The organism is Brachyspira suanatina (assembly GCF_001049755.1).
In the GTDB taxonomy this organism is placed as follows: Bacteria; Spirochaetota; Brachyspiria; order Brachyspirales; family Brachyspiraceae; genus Brachyspira; species Brachyspira suanatina.
Genome location: NZ_CVLB01000003.1, coordinates 319,232 through 343,009, shown reverse-complemented (window position 1 = coordinate 343,009; position 23,778 = coordinate 319,232). Strand labels below are relative to the sequence as shown.

Genomic DNA, 23,778 nt, shown 5'->3' with positions numbered 1-23,778 from the left:
ACTTATTAAAAAACTACCTTAAAATAAAAATAGAGATGTAATTAATTTTATATCTCTATTTTTATTTTAAAAAATTTTAATCAAAATTCGTACTATTATATTTAATATATACTGTAATAAATATTTCCATTTTTGTTTTTTATTTTTTCTAATATAAAACTTGTTTTGTTATGCATTCTCACACAATCAAATATTACAGTATTTCCCCTATGATCAATAATATCTTCTTCTTTACATTTACTGCAACCTACAGACATACTTTTCGGACAGAATGCAAAGTTCATAGCAGGAATAAAACCTTCTTTTACAGATAAAGTATGTTTTAAATTTTTACCTGCTTCTATAGCCGATATAACAGTATCAATTCCTAATTTGTATAAAAGATTCACACTGTAATTATTAATCGCATTAAGACCAATTCCTGCCCATAATATAGCTTTTCCTTTTAATGCTTCAATATGTCCCAAGTTATTGCATATTACTATCATGTTATTTGTTTTTTCTACTATGCTTTTTATAACCTCAATATCTTTATCAAATGTTACATGAGGTAGAAGTATACCGTCTATTTTTTTAGCCTCAAAAAGCTTAATTATATTTTCATCATAAACATTTGGAAATAATATTTTTTTATCATAATGAATATCAGAATATAAATTAATTTTCTCTTCACTGTTTGCGATTAAAACTTTTATATCAGTGTTTGGATAATTAATATTTTTTTCACAATCTTTATTATAATTAATTTTTTTAGACTGCATTAAAATACTTTCAAGTTTTTCAATTATGCATCTTCTAGCTTCATTTAAAATTTTTACTGGTATAAAAGGATTTTTAAAATTTTCCTCTATATTAATATTTTCAAATTCAAATACAGTTCCGCCAGTTTTTGAAAGAGAATTAAAAATATCTTCTTTGGTTGTTGCTTTAGTTTTAGCTTCCTGAACTGTATAATCGCTTATATATTCTATATTGTTTAGTCTTTCATCATATTTACTGTTGACTATTAATTTTATTTTTTCATTATTGAATCCAATTATACAATTTAAATCGAGCAAATGTTTAAAATGATCGCTTTCAATTATTTTATCTGCTTCGTCCATTTGTAATTTATCAGTGGTTCTATAAACTTCATCACCAATATTTACATTTTTTAAAACAGCTGAAAAACTTAAATTTCCTTTCGCTCTTTTTACTCTTACATTATCTTTATATAAATCAGAAATCTGCATTCCAACTTTTCCGCTATCTCCAAATGATAACCCATCATAAACATTTAATTCTTTTTCTGCTTTTATATATATTTTATTTTTCTTGTATGCAGTAACTTCTCCTATATATTCACCGTCATGGCTAGGCTTATAATTTTCAAATATATCTTTTGAATTATAATAATAACCTTGAGAAAATCCACCTCTATTAAAAATTTTCATTAAATCTTCTCTGTATTTTTGGGTAGGTATATCTTTATTTTCTAAAGCCAAATCAATAGCATGCCTATATATTGAAGTGGCAACTGCAACATATTCGCTTCTTTTAGCACGCCCTTCTATTTTAAATGAAGTTATTCCGCTTTCGAGTAAGTTCGGAATTATATCAATAGTCATTAAATCTTTTGTACTCAAAGGATAATCCGTTTTCCCTCCAGTGTATTCCATTCTGCAAGGCTGAGCACAGGCTCCGCGGTTTGCACTTCTTCCTCCATGCAAATAAGAATAAGCACATTGACCTGAAAAACTTACGCATAAAGCTCCATGCACAAAAGTTTCAAGTTCCATATCCGTATTATCTCTGATATATTTTATATTCTCTAAACTCATTTCACGTGCCAACACTACCCTATCAATACCAATACTTTTAAGAAGTTTTACACTGTCTAAATTATTACAAGACATCTGTGTGCTTGCATGCATAGCAATATTTAAATTATTTCTAACAATATCAATAATACCTAAGTCCTGAACGATAATAGCATCAGCTCCAAAATCAGAAACAGTTTTTATTAATGGAAGCACTTTATCAATTTCATCATTATAAACTAAAGTATTAACTGTAATATAAACATTAACATTTCTTAATTTTGCGAATTTTATATTTTCTTCAAGTGCCTTTTCATCGAAGTTTTCAGCTGCCCCTACCCTAGCATTAAAACTTTTAGTACCGAAATATACAGCATCAGCTCCAGCATTAACAGCGGCCTTTAATCCTCTTTCATCTCCTACAGGTGCGAGCAGTTCTATTTTTTTGTTTTGTGTTTTTATATTCAATTTGTTTTCCATTTATTTTAATTAATATTTAAACTATAGCATATAAGAAAATGAATTCAAGTGTTAAATAATTTTTATATAATTTATATTTAAGATATATTTTTTAATATATAATTTATTCAACTTTTTCCCGCCGCAAAAAGTTGCTGCCGCAGGCACGCTTCGCGAAAATGCAAGTAATTAATATTTTATAAATCATTATAATATATTAATTAGAAACTCTTTTAAATCATTCAAATAAATATTATAAAAATCAACATAAGGCGTTAAATCAAAATCTTCGGCTTTAATATTGTTCTTAAAACCAAATTCACTCATATAGGCAAATACTTTTGATTTTTTAGTTAATGAGGATTATTGAATCTCCCGCTATTTATCAAACTTGATATTATATGATTTTTGGATTTATCTTTAGCTTCTAATATTTCATTAACATCATTAATAAAATGTTGAAAATCTTTATTATTATTATAAAGTTTATTCATAGTGTCTATATCCAAATAATTTCTTTTTTTAGCTGAAAATAGTATTTCTGAATCTTCAGGATTATCATAATTTAATTTTATTATTCCAACACCGAAAGACTGATTTAATATTTTTATTTCTTCCATTAAGTATCTATCATTTTCATCTATTTCCATAGCAACCAGCCAAGCCTCATTAGCCCAGCCTGAATTTGATAATGCTTGAAAATAATATTTTGTTAAAGTTCCAAGTGTAAGTTTTAATTTTAATTCATAAGCATAAAGCTCTGTAGTTGGTAAATTTATATGATTGAATAATTGCAAAACTGATTTATTAATATAATCTTTAAAAGTAACAGACACCATATCTGGATTACTCCATTTCATTTTTCCTTTTAAACCCGTATTAGTAGAATTTATTGTTTTAGAGTATATTCTCATCGAATATAAATATTTTGTAAGAGGTGCATGCAAATCTTCTTCTAATATTTTTTTATTTGTAATTGTATTTTCAATAATATCTTCTGTTTCTTCTTCTTCACTTAAATTATCAATTTCATTTATTATATTTTGATTTGAATTATTTATTTTATCTTTTAGGAAAAATTTACCTTTACCAACTTTAACAAATATTGTAGTATCTGGATTATATTTTATATCTGTATAAATACTAGAGCTTAAACTATAAGTTGGAGTTTTACTCATTTGATAATCAGAATTTTTTTTCTTACCAGTTTCTTTTATTTCTTTATCATAACCTAATTCGCAAGCCTTCTCCCATATTTCATCAACTTTCATGGGAACATCGCTTTGCTCTAAAACTTTTTTAGCTGCATCATAATATGTCATAATTAACTCCTAAACTTCATCATTGTATTATAACATATCTACATAAAAATTAAACTAATTATAATATACTTTTTTACAGCATTTATATTTGATATATACATTTTTTAATGATATAATATTATAATTCACTTAAAAATATTGGACTTTTATGAATCATTTAATTACCGGACCTATGTTCGCAGGAAAATCAAAATATCTAATTAAAACTTTAGATTATCTTTTACTTGAAAATAAAAATATAAAAATATTATTCATATATCCAGCAATTTCTTTTAGAGGATATTTTTGCCGTGATAAAAATGTTTATTTAGATAAAAGAATAGATATAATCACTGAAGAAGAAATTGAAAATAATATTGGAAAAGATATAGAAAATATTTATAATTATATTGCAAGATATGATATTGTAGGAATAGATGAATTTTGTTTTTTAAATGATACTTCCATTTTTATAAAACTCATAAAAACATGCACTCAAAGAAACTGCAAAACCAATTTTTGTATAGCTTCTCTTGATATGGACTATAAAAGAAATTATTGGGAAAGTGTATCGGCATTAATAGAAGAAGATTTGATTGATATACATACAAAAGTTTTCGGTAAATGCGACTGTGGAAGAAAGGGAATATATTCAAAGAGAATAGTTAAAGATGTTGACAGAGTTGTAATAGGAGATGATATATATAAATGCGTGTGCAGATATTGTTATGAAGGCGAAGATGAAGTAAAATTTGATTTATAAAATTTTAATTACATACGCCCGCCCTTTATATTTATTGTTACAATTTGAAATTTTGATTTAATTATTTTTTTAACTTGATTAGAAATTAAAGCACCCGCCCAAGATTTATTTAAATTTAGAATATCCATTCCGCACGCTGAGCCGAATAATAAATATAAGATTGCATATTAATTAAAATTTAAATTATATCTAAAAATACATTCACCGTGCGTCTGAATAGATTAAAAATGTAAATAAAACTTTTGGCTGGAACCTTCATTTCTAATTAGTTCAAAAATATAGATAGAACAAAATTAAAATTTAAAACTATAAATATTGAATGGCGGTTTTTTATTAATAAATTAATAAAAATAAAAACTGGCAGATATTTTTAATACCTACCAGCTTTTCTATTAGATAGAACGATTATTTCTCAATTCTTACTACAGGTTTAATTAAATCAGCAGGTTTATCTCTCATCATAAATAAAGCCTTTTCAAGATTTTCCCAACCCTCAAATACATGAGAAACTAAATGATGAACATTTAATTTTCCAGAAGCTACTAATGCACCAAGTTTTTCCATTCTTAGTCTTCCGCCAGGCATAAGTCCGCCAAGTATAGCTTTATGCCCCATACCAACACCCCATTCAGCTCTAGGAATTTGTATATAATCACCTTTACCTAAATAGTTAACATTTCCGATTTTACCGCCTGGTTTTAAAGAACGAACTGCTTCAGCAAAAGTTTCAACACCGCCGCCAGCAATAATAACTTTATCAACACCTTTACCATTAGTCATTTTCAAAACTTGCTCATCAATAGTTCCATTTTTATAGCTAATGAACTCTTCAGCACCATATTTTTTAGCAGCTTCAACACAATTAGGTCTAGTACCAACAGCAATAATTCTTGAAGCTCCTCTTAAAGCAGCGCCAGCAACTCCCATAAGACCAACAGGTCCAATACCAATAACAAGTACACTATCTCCATATTGTACATCAGCTAACTCAGCACCATGGAAACCAGTAGGCACCATATCAGAAAGCATACAAGCATCTACAGGATCAATATTGCTAGGTAAAAGAGCCAAGTTACCATCAGCATCATTAACATGGAAGAATTCTCCAAATACACCATCTTTAAAGTTAGAGAATTTCCATCCGGCAAGCATACCGCCTGAGTGCATAGAATATCCAGCCTGAGCTTCTACACTATTCCAATCAGGAGTAATAGCAGGAACTAAAACTTTATCTCCAGGTTTAAAGTCTTTTACTAAACTTCCAACTTCTACAACCTCACCACAAGCTTCATGACCTAAAATCATATTATGTCTTTCACCTATAGCACCTTCCCATAATGTATGTACATCAGAAGTACATATAGCAACAGCAAGAGGTTTCACAATAGCATCAGCAGGACCGCAAGCAGGTCTTTCTTTCTCAATCCAACCTGATTCACCTATTTTTAACATAGCATATCCTTTCATATTTACACTCCTTTTTTTATTTTATATATGATTTTAAAAGTAAAAAACTATACATTTTATTTAAAATAAAATTTTATTATTATAAATTTATTTTGTAATAAAATACCGTCATATAAAAAATCTATATATTAGTACTCTATTTATCATTACTAGCTTTTATATACAAAGCATTATATAATGATTATATAACAGTATTAATGGAGAAATGTAATATATGAAAATATTGATCGTTTCAGGATTTTTAGGCGCTGGAAAAACTACACTCATAAAAGAAATGGCCAATAAAACCAAAAGAGATTTTGTTGTAATGGAAAATGAATATGGCGATGTCGATATAGATTCTAATATATTGAAAGATGAAGGCATGAATATCTGGGAACTTACAGAAGGATGTGTATGCTGCACTATGAAACAAGATTTTGCTTCTTCTATACTCACAATAGCTAATTCTCTTGATCCTGAATACTTAATAGTGGAACCTACAGGAGCTGCTAAACTAAGCAATATTATCAACAATATAAAACAAATTGAATATGAAAGAATAGTACTTTTGAAACCTATAACTATAATAGACGGAAATACATTCGACTCTTTTATTAATTCCTATGATGATATTTATACTGATCAAATTTTAAACGGATCAAAGATAATAATATCTAAAATAGAGTCAAAAGAAGAATATGAAAAAGAAGATCTTATAAAAAAAATAAAGTCATTGATTATGAGAAACAATTTACCATTAGATAATATAGAAATACTTGAAGAACATTATTCTAATAAAGATAAAAAATGGTGGGAAAACATTTTAAATTCATTTTTAGATGATAAATATGCTATAAAAGAATTGGAAAAACCAAAAAATGAAGAAATGCCCGACTCTATAAGTATGAAAGGATGCTGTGTGGAAAGTGAAAATAAATTTATGACTTTACTTGAAGATATTATTCACGGACGCTTTGGATTCATAGCAAGGTCTAAAGGTTTTATAAAATGCGGTAGTAATTATTTTAGATATGATGTTGTAGGAGAAAGATATGCTGTTACAGGAGCAAATGAAAATGATAAGCTTGAAGTAGTATTTATAGGCAAAGATTTGAACAGAAAACTTTTAAGGGAAGAATTTCAGCCTGTATATAGAGATAATATCAAACATAAAGAAGAACATTGTGAAGACTATAAAAAATAGTTTTTTATTTGATTGCATTTAGATTTAATGAAAAATAAATAATTTATTTTTTAAATTTTACTTACATTCGCCCGCCCTTTATATTTATTGTTCAATTTGAAATTTTGATTTAATTATTTTTTTAATTTGATTAGAAATTAAAGCACCCACCCAAGATTTATTTAAATTTAGAATATATTTAACGCACGGTAAGCATAATTATAAATATAGTTTAATTTCTATTTAAAATATAACTATATATTTAGCTTAATTAAACGTGCGTTTAGTGATTTTTTAAATTAAAAAAATACTTGGGTGGGCAGATATAATTTCTAATTAAAACATTAAATATAATTATATTGTAAATACATAAAAAGTGATAAATCTAAAGGGTAGGAATTCTAATTAATTTTTGTTTTAAAAAATTAATCACATACCACGCCCTTTTTACTTTTTGAATTCATACGTAATAAAAATACAAAATTTCTTTTTTATGAAATTAGAAATGTTAACACCCGCCCAAACGGATATTAAATTTATAGAATTTATATAAAATAAAAAATCCTTTAATATTAAATGAATAATATTAAAGGATTATTTTTTAATTATATTTTTATTTAATTAGCTTTTCTTAAAACTTGAAATTTTATCATAAAACTTAGGAGCAAGTAAGGCAAGTACACACATTACTATGAAACCTATTAATAATGCAACTATAGGATTTAAAGTTATACCTCCAACTATTACTCCAATAAAAGCAGATATAGCAACCAAACCAGCATAAGGGATCTGTGTTGCAACATGCTCAAGTAAAGGACAGTTACTTCCAGTAGATGAAAGTATTGTAGTATCAGATATAGGAGAACAATGGTCTCCGAATACAGCACCCGAAACAACAGAACCAACATTTATAAGAAGAACATTAAGAAGAGCGTTATCAGTATAACCATTAGCAGCAGCAAGCCCATTAGCAATAGGTATAACTATAGGAATAAGTATAGCAAAAGTACCCCAGCTTGTACCAGTAGAGAAAGCTATAACACATCCAAGTAAATAACCTATAGCAGGAAGAATCCAAAGAGGGAAACCGCCGCCTTTTACAGCTTCAGATAAGAAAGCAGCAAGTCCAAGTCCACCATCTGCAGGAGATGATTTGATAACGCTTCCTATAGACCAAGCTAATGCTAAAACTACTAATGCAGGAACCATAGATTTAACACCTTCCATAATAGAGTTTCCAGCAGAACGAACACTCAATAATCTTCTAGCTACATAGTAGATGTACATTATCATAAGAGAAATAACAGCACCATAGAATAAAGCTTTAGAAGCGTCAGTATCCAAAAATGCCTGATTCAAAGATATGCTTGACATAGCTTGAGAGAAAGTTGTTATTCCATCACTTCCTACTAATCCCATATATGTAGTAACAGGGAACATCACTATACAAACTATTATAAGTACAAGTATAGCTATAACCATGTCATACCATTTAGCCTGATTGTTTGAAGAAGTTTCCATATTACCAGGACAAGCTCCGTATAATTCCTCATCAAAAAGTTTTCCATTTTGAGCATTGTCTTCACTTCTTTTCATAGGACCGAAATCTTTAAATACCAAAGAAATAAGAACTACAAAAGCTAAAGCAAGAAGCGGATAAACAGAATAAGGTATCATCTTTATAAAGAAAACAAATTCACTTATATTCAAAGATTCAAAACCTTCTGAATCTCTTATATAACTCATAACTGTTACTACCCAAGTGGATATAGGAGCAAGTATACATACAGGAGCTGCAGTAGAATCTAATATGTATGCAAGTTTAGCTCTTGAAATTTTATTCTGATCTGAAACTGGACGCATAACAGTACCAACAGATAAACTATTAAAATAATCATCTATAAATATGATAAGTCCGAAAAACCAAGTAAATATAAGTATACTTTTCTTAGTTTTTAAATATTTACTAGCCCATAAACCGAAAGCCTTAGTAGCTCCTGTTTTTGAAAGCATACTAACAAAAGCACCAAGCAAAGCACAGAATAAAAGTATTCTTATATTCCAAGCGTCCCCGCTCATCTCTGCTACCTTATCAGTAAATATTGTAATAGCAGTAAATACATTACCATGAGCTATTATTAAAGTTCCAGATAGTATACCAAGCGTAAGTGAAATAATAACTTCTTTGGTTACTAAAGCAAGTATAATGGCTAAAAGAGGCGGTATAATGCCCAACAGACCATAATGTTCCATAAGTTACTCCTAATTAATATATACACCTTTATAATCTTGAATCATCTATTAAAATAATCGTTAAAATATAAAAAAGCCCCCTTATTTAGGGAGGCTAAATATTAAAAAATTATTATATTTGTCAAAATATAATAATTCAACACTCCCAAAAACAGAAGGTTTCTTTTAGCTTTTTATATAAAAAAGAATTATTCATAGAAAATATCCAAAATTACTCTTACTTTTTGTAGTAAGAATCATTTTATATTAAAAATATTACTTTGTCAATAGTACTTATCAATTAAAGAATGTTAATTAAATTCATAATGTAAAATATATCTATCTGTTATATATTTATCTCCATAACATACTAATGCTATATAATACTTTTTATTAGGAGCAAATCCTGTATTCAATTGATTTATAGCCTGTTTTAAATAATTATAATTTTCATCAAATAGAATAATATCTATATCTTTTGAATATTCTAATTTAATATTTATAGAGGTATTTATATCTGTATCATTTTTTATCTGATAAAAATCTATATCTATTAATCCGGATTTTTTTATATATTGTTTAATATATTCATCTAGATTAAAATAATTCTTTATAAAATATCCGTAAACCATTTCGTTAGGATAATGAATACTATTAGCTTCATAAATAGTATTATTAGGTTCGGCTTCATTTGCAGGAATATAATCATCATTAAATATGAACTTCAAATTATATTTGCATTCTTTATCCGAATTTAATTTTAAATAATAAGCATCATCATTAAGAAGAATATCTTTTAACTCTATAAATCCTTTATAATTAGCAATATCTTCAGAATTAATACTAAATATTGTATCATTATTAGTAGAAATAATATTCATTGATATATTAGCATCAAGATTATAAACAGACATAGAAAAATCCATAACAAAACCATTAGTAGGATTTATCTGATAAAAATCTACATCATCATAATCATCAATATTTCCGCTTATTACAGTATTGCAGTCTATATATTGAGAATATTCTAAAGAGTTATTGGGTTCTATTTCCTCTCTCTTTAATGTATTTTCATTAGCTACATTATTATTATTTCTACAAGATATAAATAAAATTATCAAAAGTATTAATTTATATTTCATTTTTACTATTTCTTTTAATTTATTATATAAAACAATATATATTTTTTTATAAAAGAATGCAAATATAAAAAAGCCTATAGAAAATTATCTATAGGCTTAAAAATCGCATAAATAAATATTTAATACACTTTAAAGAATGACATAAGCTCTTCCAAATGATTAGCCTGATCTAATAAAGCCTTAGATGCTGCTGTAGACTCTTCTACTAAAGAAGCATTCTGCTGAGTTATGCTATCCATTTTAGATACCGCACTATTAACTTGATCTACTCCGGCTTCCTGCTCCACTGCTGTATGACTTATGTCTCTCATTATCTTAGAAGTCTCTTCTATTTTTGATTCTATATCACTGAATATCTCTTGCGAATGTCTTGCCATCTCTGCTGATTTATTTATCTTTTCATATATATCTTCTATAAGAACTGTTATATCTTTAGCTGAAGTTTGTGAATTCTGAGCTAAGTTTCTTACCTCGCTTGCTACTACTGCAAAACCTCTGCCCTGATCTCCTGCTCTTGCTGCCTCTACTGAAGCATTCAAAGCAAGTATATTTGTTTGAAAAGCAATATCTTCTATTACTTTTGTGATATTTTTTATCTTAGCACTGGCATCATAAACATCTTCTATCATTTTAGTAGTATTAGCTATAACACTTCCGCCTTCTAATACTGCATTTCTTGAAGCCATCATTACCTCATTACCGTCTACAGAATTTTGAGCTGATGATTTTATAGTAGAAGCCATCTCTTCCATAGATGAAGCTGTTTCTTCCAAACTAGATGCCTGATATTCTGTTCTGCTAGCCAAATCTTCACTGCCTTTATGAAGTTCTGAAGCAGCGCTTGCTATTTCTTTAGAGGCATTAAGTACTTCAGAAATTACCTCTACAAATCTATTTCTCATCATATCAAATGACTGTGATAATTCTCCTATTTCATCATGTCTGCTAGTAAATTTAGACTGAAAAACAAAATTTCCATTAGCCATTTCATGAGCTTCATCAACTATATTTTTTATAGGTTTTATAGATTTACCTATATAGAATCCTGATACTATAGAAGATACAATAATACCTATTACACCCAATAGTATTCCTATTATAGTCATTTTTTTACTTTCTGCATACAATAACTTCTGTGTAATACCAGCCATCATAAACCAAGGCTGTGTTTGCATTCTTTTGAAAAATGCTGTTCTAGTAACATCATTAAAAGTATATGTGAATATTCCTGAAGCTTTTCCTGCAGGAGGCATAAGAGATTCATTTGCTTTAATACCTATTGTAGAATCAATATTATGATATACGCACTGTAAATCTGCCTCATTTACAACAAATATAGTTTTCTCTTCTGATAATTCATTTCTTGTATCTTCTAAAGTGTCATTTATTATTCTGCTCCAATCCACAAAAGCAACAAAACTGCCTATAAGTTTATTATCTAAATTATATATAGAATGCAATATAGGAAGTACAAATCCTTTATTTATGTCTGATTTATATATGTCATCACTAGTAGCATGATCATATCCTGAATCAACAAACTCTTTCCATAATTGAGGATATGCTGCTGCCATATCTAATCCGGCATTCTTATCATCTCCATTATAAGCTTCTATTACTTTTCCATCTAAGTCTATTAAATCTAATGTAACTATATAATCATTATTATCAAATAAATTGATCATAGTTTGTATGGCTCTATCTTTTACATATTCGCTTCTTGTTTCCATATACTCTATTATCGTAGGTATTCTTGAATATGCATCCATTATAAGAAGCTGATCTTCAAGTATTGTATCAAGCAATGTTGAATAGCCATTAACAGAAGTTTCAAATCCTGAATATGTAGCATTATTTATTGCTTTGCTGGCTATTCGAATAGAAGAAAATATAATTGTAAATGATAATACAACTATAACTATATTAACAATTAAAGGAATTTTAAAAGTTATACTATTAAACCTTTTCATAAAAGACCTCTATAAATAAATTACTTAAATATTTAAAACTAGATATTACTTTATAATAAGAAAACTACCAACACTACACTTGCATAAAGTATAATTTAGTTAATAAAAAAAGTCAATTAAAAAAAACAATAATATAAATTTATTATTATAAATAAGTTCCAAAAAAGTTTTATATATTAATGAAAAAAACAAATATAAAAACAAAAAATATTACTTAATTTTCACTCATAAAGCTGCTTAAAGTCTAAAAAATGACATTAATTCTTCCAAATGTTTAGCCTGATCTAATAAAGATTTAGATGCCGCTGTAGACTCTTCTACTAAAGAAGCATTCTGCTGAGTTATGCTATCCATCTTAGATACCGCACTATTAACTTGATCTACTCCAGCTTCCTGCTCCACTGCTGTATGACTTATATCTCTCATTATCTTAGAAGTCTCTTCTATTTTTGATTCTATATCGCTGAATATTTCCTGAGAATGTCTTGCCATTTCTGCTGATTTATTTATTTTATCATATATATCATCTATAAGTAAAGTTATATCCTTTGCTGATGCTTGAGAGTTCTGCGCTAAGTTTCTTACTTCGCTTGCTACTACTGCAAAACCCCTTCCTTGATCTCCAGCTCTTGCTGCCTCTACAGAAGCATTCAAAGCAAGTATGTTAGTTTGAAAAGCAATATCTTCTATCACTTTAGTGATATTCTTTATTTTGGCACTAGACTCATAAACATCTTCTATCATTTTAGTTGTGTTTCCAATAACAACAGCGCCTTCTTCAACTGCATTTCTTGAATCTATCATAACATTATTTCCATCAATAGAATGCTGAGCAGAAGATTTTATAGTAGAAGCCATCTCTTCCATAGATGAAGCTGTTTCTTCCAAACTAGATGCCTGATACTCTGTTCTCTCTGCTAAATCCTCTCCGCCTTTATATAATTCAGTAGCAGCATTAGCTATTTCTGTAGAAGCGTCTAATACATCTGTTATGACACTTACTATTTTATCTCTCATAACCTGGAATGAATGAGATAATTCACCTATTTCATCATGTCTATTTTCTATAGTAGCACTCAAAGCAAAATTACCCTCAGCCATATCATGTGCTTCTTTTACTATAAACTTTATAGGTTTAATAGTACCATTTATATAGAAAATCGTAACAACAGCAGAAATTATTACTCCAATAATTCCTATTATAATGCCTATTAATATCATCTTTTTACCTGGTGCGTACAGTAAGTCATCAGTTGTTCTTTCCACCATTATCCATCTAGTTGTAGATAATTTCTTGAAAAATGCTGATATTCCTACTCCCTCTCTTACATAACTAAGAAGTCCTGATACTTCATTTTCTGGTATTATAAGAGAATCTGTAGCTTTAGAAAATAATCTGTCTTTATTATTATGATAAACTATTTCTGAATAATCATTGATAATAAAAAGTGTTTTTTCTGTTGAAAATTGATTTTTTGAATCTTTTAAACTTTCATCAATTATCTTTCCCCAATTTACATAAGCTATAAAAGCTCCAACTACAGTATTATTATTATCCTTAACACCTTGTAAAACAGGAAGTATTATATCATTTCCTTCTTTGTATATGCTATATGATAATGTAGTTTTATAATTTTGATTAACAAATGCTGTCCATAATCTATTGTATTTTGTGGATATATCTGTACCTGTTAAATCTTTACTTCCGTCATAACTTTCAATTACTTTTCCATTCAAATCAAGCATAAGTAAATCTATTATATAATCATTATTATCAAATAATACTGTCATAGTTCTTATTGCTCTATTTTGAACTTCTTCACTATGGCTTGAAACATATTCTTTTATCGTAGGAATATTTGCATAAGATTCTATAAGCGTAGACTGATAAGATAGTATGCTATCTATTAGGGACGAAAAACCATTAACAGAAGTCTCAAACCCAGATGCTGTTACATTATTTAATTCTTTAGTTGCTAAACTGATTGAAACGCTTATAATTGTTACCGATAATATAAGTATCATTACTATAACCATTAATGGTATTTTAAACATTATACTATCAAATTTACCCATTTTAAAAACTGTACTTGCTTTTGGCAATTTTACCTTCTTCATAATAAAAATTTACCTCATATATTTTGATGCAAGTATTCTATACAAAAAACAATTATATGTCAATATTTTGTTCTAAAATATTATTTTAATATAAAATTTTATTAATTAATTGTAAAATTAATTTATATTTGTTTGAACATTATACCAATTTTGCCATTCACTTATTTTCATTAAAGAGCGTTTATATTCTCTGATTAAGTCCTTTTCAGTATATACTATACCTGGGTTATATATACCTGGAGAATCTATCAACGGAACGGTAATGTACTTAGTTGAGCAACATCCTATCACAAAAAAATAACATAAAAAAATCAAATATTTCATATATTTTTTATAATCCTATTCTAATGTTTTTCTATAATCATTAATAATAATATTTAAAGCATTTATACTATCATCACTTAATTTTTTATTTTTAATATTTTGTATAGCATTATCACTATTTGTAAAAGTGTCTAATATAATCAACTGCTTATGTTTGAAATTAATATCCTTATACAATAAGAAGTTAGTAGCTTTAAGATTGATTATATTATTATTTAATTTATCTATTTCTTTATTTTTATTATTCAGACTAATATTCAAAAATAATATATATATAGTTATACAAGCTATTATAATAAATAATAAAAAATATTTTGACTTTACAAAATCAATAAATTTAGATTTAAATAAATTAAAAAACATACTAATCATTATCATTTTTTTTATTATCCTTATTTTTTAAAAGCTTTATAAATCCTCTCAAATCACTCCCAAAACTTACAGCATTAAGCCCCAAAAGAATTATAACTACGGCTATTGATTCTTCTTTAGTTATTATTCTGCCTCGCCAAATTAAATTAACAAATACCCAAATACAACCAAGTAAAAAACTTATTATGCTTGTATATATAGAAAGTTTTTTATTGGCATTATGTTTGTCTGTAAAATTAAATATACTCATTTACTATTCCTAACATTATTTTTTAACATATTCAAAAAATTGCCTAAAATAAATTCTTTCAATTCTTTTATATCTTTATTTAATATGCTGTCTTCTATTTCTCTTAAAGCCTCATTAAAATCATTAATATTCTCAAGCTCACTTTCAATAATTTCTCTGTTGTCATAATTATCTTTTATTGCGGAGAGATTAATTTCTTTTCTGCTGTTTTCTGCATCTATATGTCTGTTTTTTATATCATCAAATATTCTATTAAGCTCCATATTAAAAAGAAGCATATTAGTATTAAGTATTATTTTTATTTCTTTGTTTTTAAGACTTTTTATTTCGCTTCTTTGTAATAATTGATTAAAAGCTAAAATTATATTATCAATATATTTCTGTTTATACTCTGAATATTTATGCCCTTCATATTTACTTATTCCATTTTTATAAATTACTTTCCTGAAAACTTTACGTGTATAAGCCTCCCAATTAAGAACTATATACAAAAAAGCTATATATATAGTTTTACTGATATATTTATTTTTAAGATTATATATTTCTGCCTGATATTTTTTTATAGCTTCCTGATAATTAAATTCTTTTTCAGTAGGCACTTTAATATTTAAATTATTAAGAAGTTTTTCTTCATTTATTTCATCATTATTTAAAATTTCTTTTTTTACTTCTTTTATTTTATTATCAAAATTGGAATTGATATTAAATTGATGTCCGTCTTTATGTTTAGCTTCTATATTAATATCTTTCATTTTATCTTTAACATTTCCAAATATATAATAAAGAAATCTTAAAAATAAAATAAAAGCTATAAATCCAAGCGTTATAGAAACAAAAGTATATAAATCCATATTATAATTTTATTAACCTTGTAATATTTTAAGAATACTATCAAATCTTTTCTGCCTGTCATCAAGTCCGTTGTAACCGCTGTTTATGAGTTTAGTTACAGTTTTCACATCTCCTAATTTGGCATATAATCCGCATTCTTTTTCTTTCCAAAAGAGCAAAGCTACTTCTATTGCTGTATCAGGTTCTTTTGCTAAGTGAGGATTATTAACTAAATCAATATTTAATTTTTCTCCGTAATATTTATAATTATTTTTTCCTGTAAGCTGAATTATGCCTCTGCCTCTGTATTTATATCCTTCATCTTTGGCATTTCCTAATCTTCCTCCGTAAACAAAATCAGCTATAGCTTTAGCTCCTTCATTACATAATTTTTTAGCATTCTCTAAAGATCCAACTCTTTTTCTAAATACTTCAAATAATCTTTTAGGACTGTAATTAAAACTTTCTTCAAGTTTTTTATAATCATTACTTTCATGAGTAGTTTGAGCTAAAAACATAGCTTTTTCATTGATGTCTGTAATATGATATTTTATGAAAGCATTATTCAAATATTCAAGCCATTTTTCTTCTATTCCTATTTTTAATAATTGATTTTTAGTAAGCATGACAACTCCTAATTTTATTTTGGGTACTCTTGTTTTATTTCCTGTCTTTTTGTTTGTAAACTTTCAAGCTGTGATTTCTGTTCTTCTGTTAATAAGTTTTGACTAGCTAAATTAGATAAAACACTTTCTAATAATTCAGCCCTTTCACCGTCAAGATTAGTTTGGTACTGTCCTTGTCTTATTTGAATTACATATTGATTATATTCTTCTGCTGTAATTAGATTTTCTTTGAATAATTCTTCATAAGTTTTTTGAGTTATATATTTTTCTCCATTTTCAGTTGTAACTATTTTTTGTCTTTCATCTAATTTTTCAAGTTCTTTTTCTATCATAATAATATAATCATCTTCATAATTTTTATCTAATGTATAAACTTGATTATCTTTTATAATCTGATTTTCTTCTAAAGTTATTATTTTTTCTTTTAATTGCTGTTCTAAACTTTTAACCGTACCATCTTCGTTATAAGATCTTATATCAGTTTGTGAATAATCTTTTATATTCCCATTATAAAAAATTGATTCATTTTCTTTTATAGATATATCTTCCTTTTTTAAAGCCGTAACAACATTTTTTACTTTATAAGTATTTTTATCATATACAATAAAAAGCATATTATTCTCCTTTTATTTACCTATTATTTACCTAATAAATCCTTTACTAAAATTCCGTTTATAGATTTTAATTTCCACTTCCTAACCAAGTAATTGTCCATAACCAAGTCATCAGAATAACTTTTTATTTGATTATTACTATTAAAATCTATCAATGTCCAAGATTTTCTATCTTTCATAGAATCAACTAAAGATATATTATAATCAGTACCACCAACGGTAAATACACCGCTAGCTCTACAAAAAATTCCTGTTGGACCGCCATCACTATATCCACCTGTTACATTTCCTGTTAATGGTTTGATACCATAAGGCTGTAAACCATTGACACGCGATACACTTGCTTTTGTTCCTTCTGTTCTATAAACAATGGCTTTTGTATTATGTACTAACTCCCAAGTAGTAACTACATCATATAAAGCTAGATACCAATTAGCAGGCTCTTCTTCTTCCAAAAAATTACCATTATCATCTGGAAGCTGTTCATAATAGCAAGGTATCATATAACGTCTTGCCAAAACTTCTCCTAACTCCTGAACATTACTAACTTCTGCATAACTTGGATCCACTGTATAATTTTTATCTGGGGTAAGATTAAAAGTAAATACATCATCGGTACTAATTATACTGCCGTCCTGATATGCTATAACTAAATCTACAGCATTTTTATATGAGGCATTTTGCATAAAATAATATTTTACTGCTTTGCCTGTACTTGATGTAATTTGAGTTGTATTTATATAATTTTCAGCTGAAACTAAATTAAAATAATTCGATAAAGTATTTAAAAAACTAAATGTAGCTGAAGTACCGATGCTTGTATTATTTATAGAGCCTACTAATTTAACAAATCCATTATTATTTTGAAGATTTAAATATGCTAAATATATACTTAAAAAAGATACATTATCATCTACACCTAGAAAATAAGTATCAATAGAATGATACTGTCTGTTTTTTATAGTTAATGTAATATTATATGTTTTTTTCTCAAAATTACTTAAATCTGTTTTTGATATACCTAATGATACACCTGCTAAGCTTCCTGAAAATTCAAACTGAATAGGATCAGTTATTCCTTCTATTTGTATATCTCCATTATTGGCTATCCAGTCATCAGTGCCAACATACTTCCAAAATATATTTAGTATGTTCATTAGCAATAAGTTATTTGTTTCATTTTCTATACTTTTTATGACAAATAATATTGCCTTATCTCCATATAAACTTTCAACATTGCTAAGACTAGCATTTAATATATAACTTCCGTCTGCCTGCTTGGTAATTGTAGCAGGGTATTCTGTGGTTTTATTTACATCTGTTAATATTAAATTAATAGTATCAGGAATTGGAGTTTTAAACTTTGGGAAGTCATAGCCTGTTATATATTCTAAATTAGTTTTGCTATTATCATAACTTACATCTATTGCCTCAGTTGATCCTCCGCCTCCGCCAGAACTTATTAAAGTAAGTTTAGCTCTATCTGTACTCCAATCTGTGGCAGTGAAGTTTTCATTAACTTTATATAATTTGCTGTCATATATTATTAAATCATCTATATAATAATTATTACCGGTAACGTATTCTTTATTAGTGCCGCCTATTACACTTATAGTATTACCATTTAAATCAATATTATTTCCAGCTCTTAAACTATCCTGCTTGCCTGATTTTAATTTCTCTATTGCTTTTTGAACTGTATTTGTATTATTTCCAAAGCCTGAATTAGTATCATCATAAAAAGTATTTTCTGCTTTATTAAAATAATCTAATTTACTTTGAATATTGTCCCAAACAGGATTTTCTATATCTTCAAGAACTATGTAAGAAAAATTATCTTTTATTATTATTTGATTTTTATATATTTTAGCTATTCCGTCAAACCAAACTACTATATCTTGTAATGGTTTCAATAAACCGTTTAAATTAGTTAATGGTCCGCTTGATTGATTATATGAAAAATCTTGCTGAACTATAAAAAAATTATTTTCATATTCTATTAATTCATTAGCTTTATAATCAGTATCTAATTCTAATTTTTTAAAAGGTGTTATTAAACTACAATTACTTTTTAAATAATAATCTGTACTGTCACTTGTAAACTCTTTAAAAACTCTATAAAGATAGCCGTTATTTTTTATGATGTCATTAACTTTATAATCTGTATTTTCATAATAATTTTTAATAGGATAATTCGTATCTAAACTGTTTAATTTTTTAGCTATTTCATCAAACATAAATGCTGAAAAAGTACTGCTATATGTTGTGATGTTAAATTTAAAGTTTTTATTTAAATCACTTGGCGGAAAGAAAATTATACTCTTAAAATTAATGTCATTATTTACTAAATATATTTCATTGTCTTTAACATCTACAGTTTGTAAATCTTTTAATTCTTCAAGCAAAATAGGATAGACTTTTATGTCATCAATTAAGAACTCCATATTCTCTAATGGACCATCAACGGCATAACCTATATCAGCACAAAAAAGTCTTTGTCCGGAAAAAACTTTTACCTGAACATTATTAGTATTAAGTTCTAATTTTCCATTTCTTTTTAATAATTCAAAACTATTTTCGCTTATTTTATATTGAAACGGAGCTTGTATATTATTTTCATTAAGTATGATGCTCATCGATATTACCTTAAAAATAAAATTAATTGAATATAATTTTTGATTTAGTATTTATATTTGAATTAAAAAAATAGTAAATTTAATTTTTATATCTTACTAAAAAATATAATTCAGCTGTTATAGTCTGTTCTGAAGCATTCTTTATAGCTAAAATAGGCTTAGTACTAAGTATTGGAAACCATTTAATATTAGGAACTCCTGCCTGCCAATTAGCATAAGAAGTTTCAAAATCTCCGCCATAATAATAATTACTAACCCAACCTATAAAAGGAGCAGAATTATCCATACTTTGATAAAGTCCGAATGAACCTGTATAATTTTTGCCCCATACATATCCAGACACCTGCAAATATTCTAAATCATCTCTCCAATTTAATTCCCAATTTTGATTGCCGCTTCCTGATTTTGTAATAGTCTCTTTTATTATGAAAGTAGAATTATTTTTTATATCATCAATCATATTATTAATTTCCTCTATATATGAAGGCACTCCTACAGTTCTTTCAAACATATCATTAAGCACACCGGATGTTATTGAAGTAGTTATATATCTTCCGCTTACTAATTTTAATTTCTTACCAGCATAAACACTATTTAAAAAATAAGTTCCCCTTAAACCGTCTTTATTAAACCAAAATATTTGATTTTCTTTAGGCATATATTTATCATTTCCAATTTCACCTATAACATTCTGTAAATCTGCAATTTTTGTATCATTATCATATATTTCAAATATACAGTCATTAAGAAATGAAAGTGAATTAGTTAAAAGTCCTGTAGATACTGCAACATAATTAGAATTTTCAAATGGCTCAAGCGGTATTTCAAAATATAAATTCTCTGCTACCTGCAATGCATTTTCATCTTTAAAAGGATTATATGTATTTGAAAGTCCGAAATAATTTAATATCGTTCCTTTAGTACTAGAAATCATGATATCTCCAAAATATATAATGAATTGTATTAAATAAAAAATGCTAATATAAAAGATTATTTATTATTGTGAATTGATTTATCTATTAAAATTTTAAATCTGAATACTGCATAATTAAGTCCAAGCCTCAAATAATCATCTTCATCATAAACACAATGAACAAATCTTCCGCTTATTATTTGATACCAAGCCTCAAGTATTATTTTATTCCAAAACAAAGAAGCTGTATACAAACTTATAATACCATTATTAAAATAACAAAAATCATCGTATTTAACTTCTCTATTATTAAAAGCATAATTCACAAGATTATCAATTTCAGTCTGTTCTATTGCAGAAAACTTTATTACATAATTCGTCTCTCCAGCAAAAAACTTTTTATTACCTGAGCGAATTCATTAATATCTTTTGTACTCCATTCATCAAGAAGACTTACAGCAAGATCATTATTTATTCTCACATCAAGCCATTTAAAAATATCATCATCAATAATCTTTTCTTCTTTCTCTCTCACATATTTTATATTTTCATTAAAGCTTGGACGATTAATGCTTATAACATCATTACTTTTAAATTTATTTCCCAAAGTAGAACGGCTGAATACTTTAACAGGAACAATATTTTCTCCGTCATCTTTATAAACAATTTCTTCTATAATATATCTATTAAAAAAATCAACACATTTAAATTCAAGTTTTTCCATTTATATACTCCTTAATTTTTTTCGCTAACTGGCTATGCCAATTTTCAATTGTCATAGGCTCTAAAAATATAAGGAGTTTTTTAAATTCTCCTTAATTTTTTCACTAAAAGTTTATGACAATTACATTGTCATAAGTTAAAAAAATATAAGGAGTGTTTTTATATACTCCTTAATTTTTTTAGCTGAATGGCTATGCCAATTTTAAATTGTCATAGGTTCAAAAATATAACGAGTTATTTTATATAATACTTAATTTTCTAAAACTATATTACAATTTATAATATTCTAAAAATAAATAAATCTTTTATATTGATATAATTAAGTTTTGTTCTATAATATTTTTATGAAAAGAAAAGCCATTATATTAATTTTTATTTTTTACTGTTTCAAATTATATTCTTTTAATAATATTTTCTTCTCTGAAAATATAAATAATTATTTTAATATATTTGATACTATATATAATAAAAATATTTCAACTAATGAATTAACTATACATAATCAATCAAACATATATTATAATTTATATTCATTATCAAAGAATACTTTCAACTTTAAATACAAACCTAATAAAATTAATTTTGAATATTCAAACAGCACATTCCTATCAAATATGACAACATTAGAAAAAGATAAATATAATTCATTAATAAAAAAATAAATTAAAATAAATCTTCTCTGTCTGTAAATGCAATCAAATAATTACTATTCATATCATTTGATTGTTCAATAGCTTTAAAATTATTCAAAGATATTGAGAGTTCTTTAGGTTCTATTGCTGGGAACGAAGGATTTCCTCCAACATCTGTACTTATGAATATAAAAGGATAATCTTTATTTTTAAATCTTGTCTTTGATGATATTATAAATGATTGTATGTTACCATTTAAAACCCTATCATAAAAAAGTTCTTTTGACTGAATATTAAAAACAGCATTTCCTGAAAAACTCAATGTAAATTTAGAATTTGGAAATCCGTATCTTTTTGCTGAAATATTAAACTTTTCTTCTTTAGTCCATTCAAAAGCTAAAGCAACATCACTCACAGAAGTAGCTTCAGTGCCATTAATAAAAAGTTTTGTAGGATACTTTGAAGTCTGAGCCATAACAACATCTCTTTCTTCTGCTCTATCCTCATACAAAATAGAATCTTTATCTATTGTTACTTCATCTAAAGCCCATAAAGAAGAACTAATTTCAGTCATAGCCTTATTAGCAAAATTGAAATTCATAGATTTACTTTCACAGCCTATATATTGATTGCCGTCCATATTTTTTGAACTGTCATACAAAGCTATATTATAATATTGTGCCTCTCCGAATCTTGGGGCTATAATGCTTTGATATTTTGGATATTTCTTTTTAGCCTCATCATTAAATATACCGCTTTCAATAAGTCCAACTCTTTTAAAGCTTAGCAAATATTCTGTTTGATTATTTTCGCTATTATACTCTTTTAATTCATTTATTATATTAGTAAAATCAACTTCATCTTCTTCGCTTCCTGTTATTAAAAATGCTTTCATGTCTTTTATTTTATTTATAGATTCAATTAAATCTTTCTGCTTCATTGAATCATACACATCAATAAAATTACTATTATAACCTTCTTCATCTTCGATTATAATTTCAAGCATATTAATACTTTCATCTTCTGAAGATTTATTAAACCTCACAGCAAAATTATTAAAAGAATTAATACAAAGTAAATTACCTGTAGTTTCTTTTGTATGAACATTAGCCCATATTAAACTAGCATAATATGCATTTGTATTTGGGAAAGCTCCATAAGAAATATCTCCTGCATAAGTAGTAGCACCTGCATAACTTTCTGAAGAAGGAGCACCTACATACTCTTTACTCATTGATTCTGTAGTAGGAGTAAGTCCCACTGATGAAGGATATATTAAATATTTTCCTTTAACATCATTGGAAGTAAAATCTACTTTTTCATTTCTATTTTTTGTTTTTGCTATTCTAACTTTATAATTAGAACCGCTTACAACAGTTAAGCCGTCCTCATCATTCATTAAATTACCTTTCAAATCAAAAATGCTCATTATTTTGCCTCT

At 26.7% G+C, this 23,778-nt stretch carries 20 protein-coding genes; 3 read left to right on the top strand and 17 right to left on the bottom strand.

The genetic code is table 11. From position 1 onward, the window contains the following. Positions 1–101: 101 nt before the first annotated feature. Positions 102–2,279, bottom strand: coding sequence for a peptidase U32 family protein (locus BRSU_RS13325; protein WP_048596075.1), 2,178 nt, complete (start codon positions 2,277–2,279; stop codon positions 102–104). Positions 2,280–2,611: 332 nt separating this feature from the next. Beyond that, entirely contained in the window at positions 2,612–3,580 is a 969-nt protein-coding gene (locus BRSU_RS13320; RefSeq protein ID WP_048596074.1) for an HTH domain-containing protein, read from the bottom strand. A 148-nt stretch (positions 3,581–3,728) separates the two neighbouring features. Between BRSU_RS13320 and BRSU_RS13315 the strand changes: the two genes are divergently transcribed. Further along, positions 3,729–4,322, top strand: a complete 594-nt coding sequence (locus BRSU_RS13315; protein ID WP_048596073.1) for a thymidine kinase — start codon at positions 3,729–3,731, stop codon at positions 4,320–4,322. Between the two features lie 405 nt (positions 4,323–4,727). Here BRSU_RS13315 and BRSU_RS13310 read toward each other — a convergent pair whose 3' ends face one another. Beyond that, positions 4,728–5,789: an NAD(P)-dependent alcohol dehydrogenase gene (locus BRSU_RS13310; RefSeq protein WP_012671365.1), complete on the bottom strand. Its 1,062-nt coding sequence runs from the start codon at positions 5,787–5,789 to the stop codon at positions 4,728–4,730. A 214-nt stretch (positions 5,790–6,003) separates the two neighbouring features. Between BRSU_RS13310 and BRSU_RS13305 the strand changes: the two genes are divergently transcribed. After that, positions 6,004–6,975 (top strand): CobW family GTP-binding protein, encoded by a 972-nt coding sequence (locus tag BRSU_RS13305; RefSeq protein ID WP_048596072.1) that lies wholly within the window; start codon positions 6,004–6,006, stop codon positions 6,973–6,975. A 600-nt stretch (positions 6,976–7,575) separates the two neighbouring features. Here the strand turns inward: BRSU_RS13305 and BRSU_RS13300 are convergent. From BRSU_RS13300 to BRSU_RS13235, 13 genes are all read right to left on the bottom strand, one after another. Then, positions 7,576–9,207: a Na+/H+ antiporter NhaC family protein gene (locus tag BRSU_RS13300; RefSeq protein WP_048596071.1), complete on the bottom strand. Its 1,632-nt coding sequence runs from the start codon at positions 9,205–9,207 to the stop codon at positions 7,576–7,578. Positions 9,208–9,497: 290 nt separating this feature from the next. Beyond that, on the bottom strand, positions 9,498–10,328 hold the full coding sequence (locus BRSU_RS13295; RefSeq protein WP_048596070.1) for a hypothetical protein: 831 nt from the start codon (positions 10,326–10,328) through the stop codon (positions 9,498–9,500). 119 nt (positions 10,329–10,447) lie between these two features. Beyond that, positions 10,448–12,298, bottom strand: a complete 1,851-nt coding sequence (locus BRSU_RS13290) for a methyl-accepting chemotaxis protein (protein WP_048596069.1) — start codon at positions 12,296–12,298, stop codon at positions 10,448–10,450. A 237-nt stretch (positions 12,299–12,535) separates the two neighbouring features. Further along, positions 12,536–14,374, bottom strand: coding sequence for a methyl-accepting chemotaxis protein (locus BRSU_RS13285; RefSeq protein ID WP_048596157.1), 1,839 nt, complete (start codon positions 14,372–14,374; stop codon positions 12,536–12,538). A 381-nt stretch (positions 14,375–14,755) separates the two neighbouring features. Next, positions 14,756–15,118, bottom strand: a complete 363-nt coding sequence (locus BRSU_RS13275) for a hypothetical protein (RefSeq protein WP_245158118.1) — start codon at positions 15,116–15,118, stop codon at positions 14,756–14,758. Then, entirely contained in the window at positions 15,105–15,362 is a 258-nt protein-coding gene (locus BRSU_RS13270) for a hypothetical protein (RefSeq protein ID WP_048596067.1), read from the bottom strand. The genes BRSU_RS13275 and BRSU_RS13270 overlap by 14 nt, the downstream gene beginning before the upstream one ends. Next, on the bottom strand, positions 15,359–16,213 hold the full coding sequence (locus tag BRSU_RS13265; protein WP_048596066.1) for a hypothetical protein: 855 nt from the start codon (positions 16,211–16,213) through the stop codon (positions 15,359–15,361). The genes BRSU_RS13270 and BRSU_RS13265 overlap by 4 nt, the downstream gene beginning before the upstream one ends. Positions 16,214–16,225: 12 nt before the next feature. Then, positions 16,226–16,819, bottom strand: a complete 594-nt coding sequence (locus BRSU_RS13260) for a glycoside hydrolase family 19 protein (RefSeq protein WP_048596065.1) — start codon at positions 16,817–16,819, stop codon at positions 16,226–16,228. A 14-nt stretch (positions 16,820–16,833) separates the two neighbouring features. After that, positions 16,834–17,433, bottom strand: coding sequence for a hypothetical protein (locus BRSU_RS13255; RefSeq protein ID WP_048596064.1), 600 nt, complete (start codon positions 17,431–17,433; stop codon positions 16,834–16,836). A gap of 23 nt (positions 17,434–17,456) precedes the next feature. After that, positions 17,457–20,069: an autotransporter outer membrane beta-barrel domain-containing protein gene (locus BRSU_RS13250; protein WP_245158117.1), complete on the bottom strand. Its 2,613-nt coding sequence runs from the start codon at positions 20,067–20,069 to the stop codon at positions 17,457–17,459. Positions 20,070–20,148: 79 nt separating this feature from the next. After that, complete coding sequence (locus tag BRSU_RS13245) at positions 20,149–21,003, bottom strand: hypothetical protein (RefSeq protein ID WP_048596063.1); 855 nt, start codon at positions 21,001–21,003, stop codon at positions 20,149–20,151. A gap of 56 nt (positions 21,004–21,059) precedes the next feature. Then, positions 21,060–21,350: a hypothetical protein gene (locus tag BRSU_RS13240; protein WP_209435159.1), complete on the bottom strand. Its 291-nt coding sequence runs from the start codon at positions 21,348–21,350 to the stop codon at positions 21,060–21,062. Continuing rightward, positions 21,350–21,706 (bottom strand): hypothetical protein, encoded by a 357-nt coding sequence (locus BRSU_RS13235; protein WP_048596061.1) that lies wholly within the window; start codon positions 21,704–21,706, stop codon positions 21,350–21,352. The genes BRSU_RS13240 and BRSU_RS13235 overlap by 1 nt, the downstream gene beginning before the upstream one ends. Positions 21,707–22,049: 343 nt before the next feature. On the opposite strand from BRSU_RS13235, the gene BRSU_RS13230 reads away from it, so the two are divergent. Further along, a complete protein-coding gene (locus BRSU_RS13230; RefSeq protein WP_048596060.1) occupies positions 22,050–22,367 on the top strand; it encodes a hypothetical protein in 318 nt (105 codons plus the stop codon). Between the two features lies 1 nt (position 22,368). Here BRSU_RS13230 and BRSU_RS13225 read toward each other — a convergent pair whose 3' ends face one another. Next, entirely contained in the window at positions 22,369–23,766 is a 1,398-nt protein-coding gene (locus BRSU_RS13225) for a hypothetical protein (protein ID WP_048596059.1), read from the bottom strand. Positions 23,767–23,778: the final 12 nt, after the last annotated feature.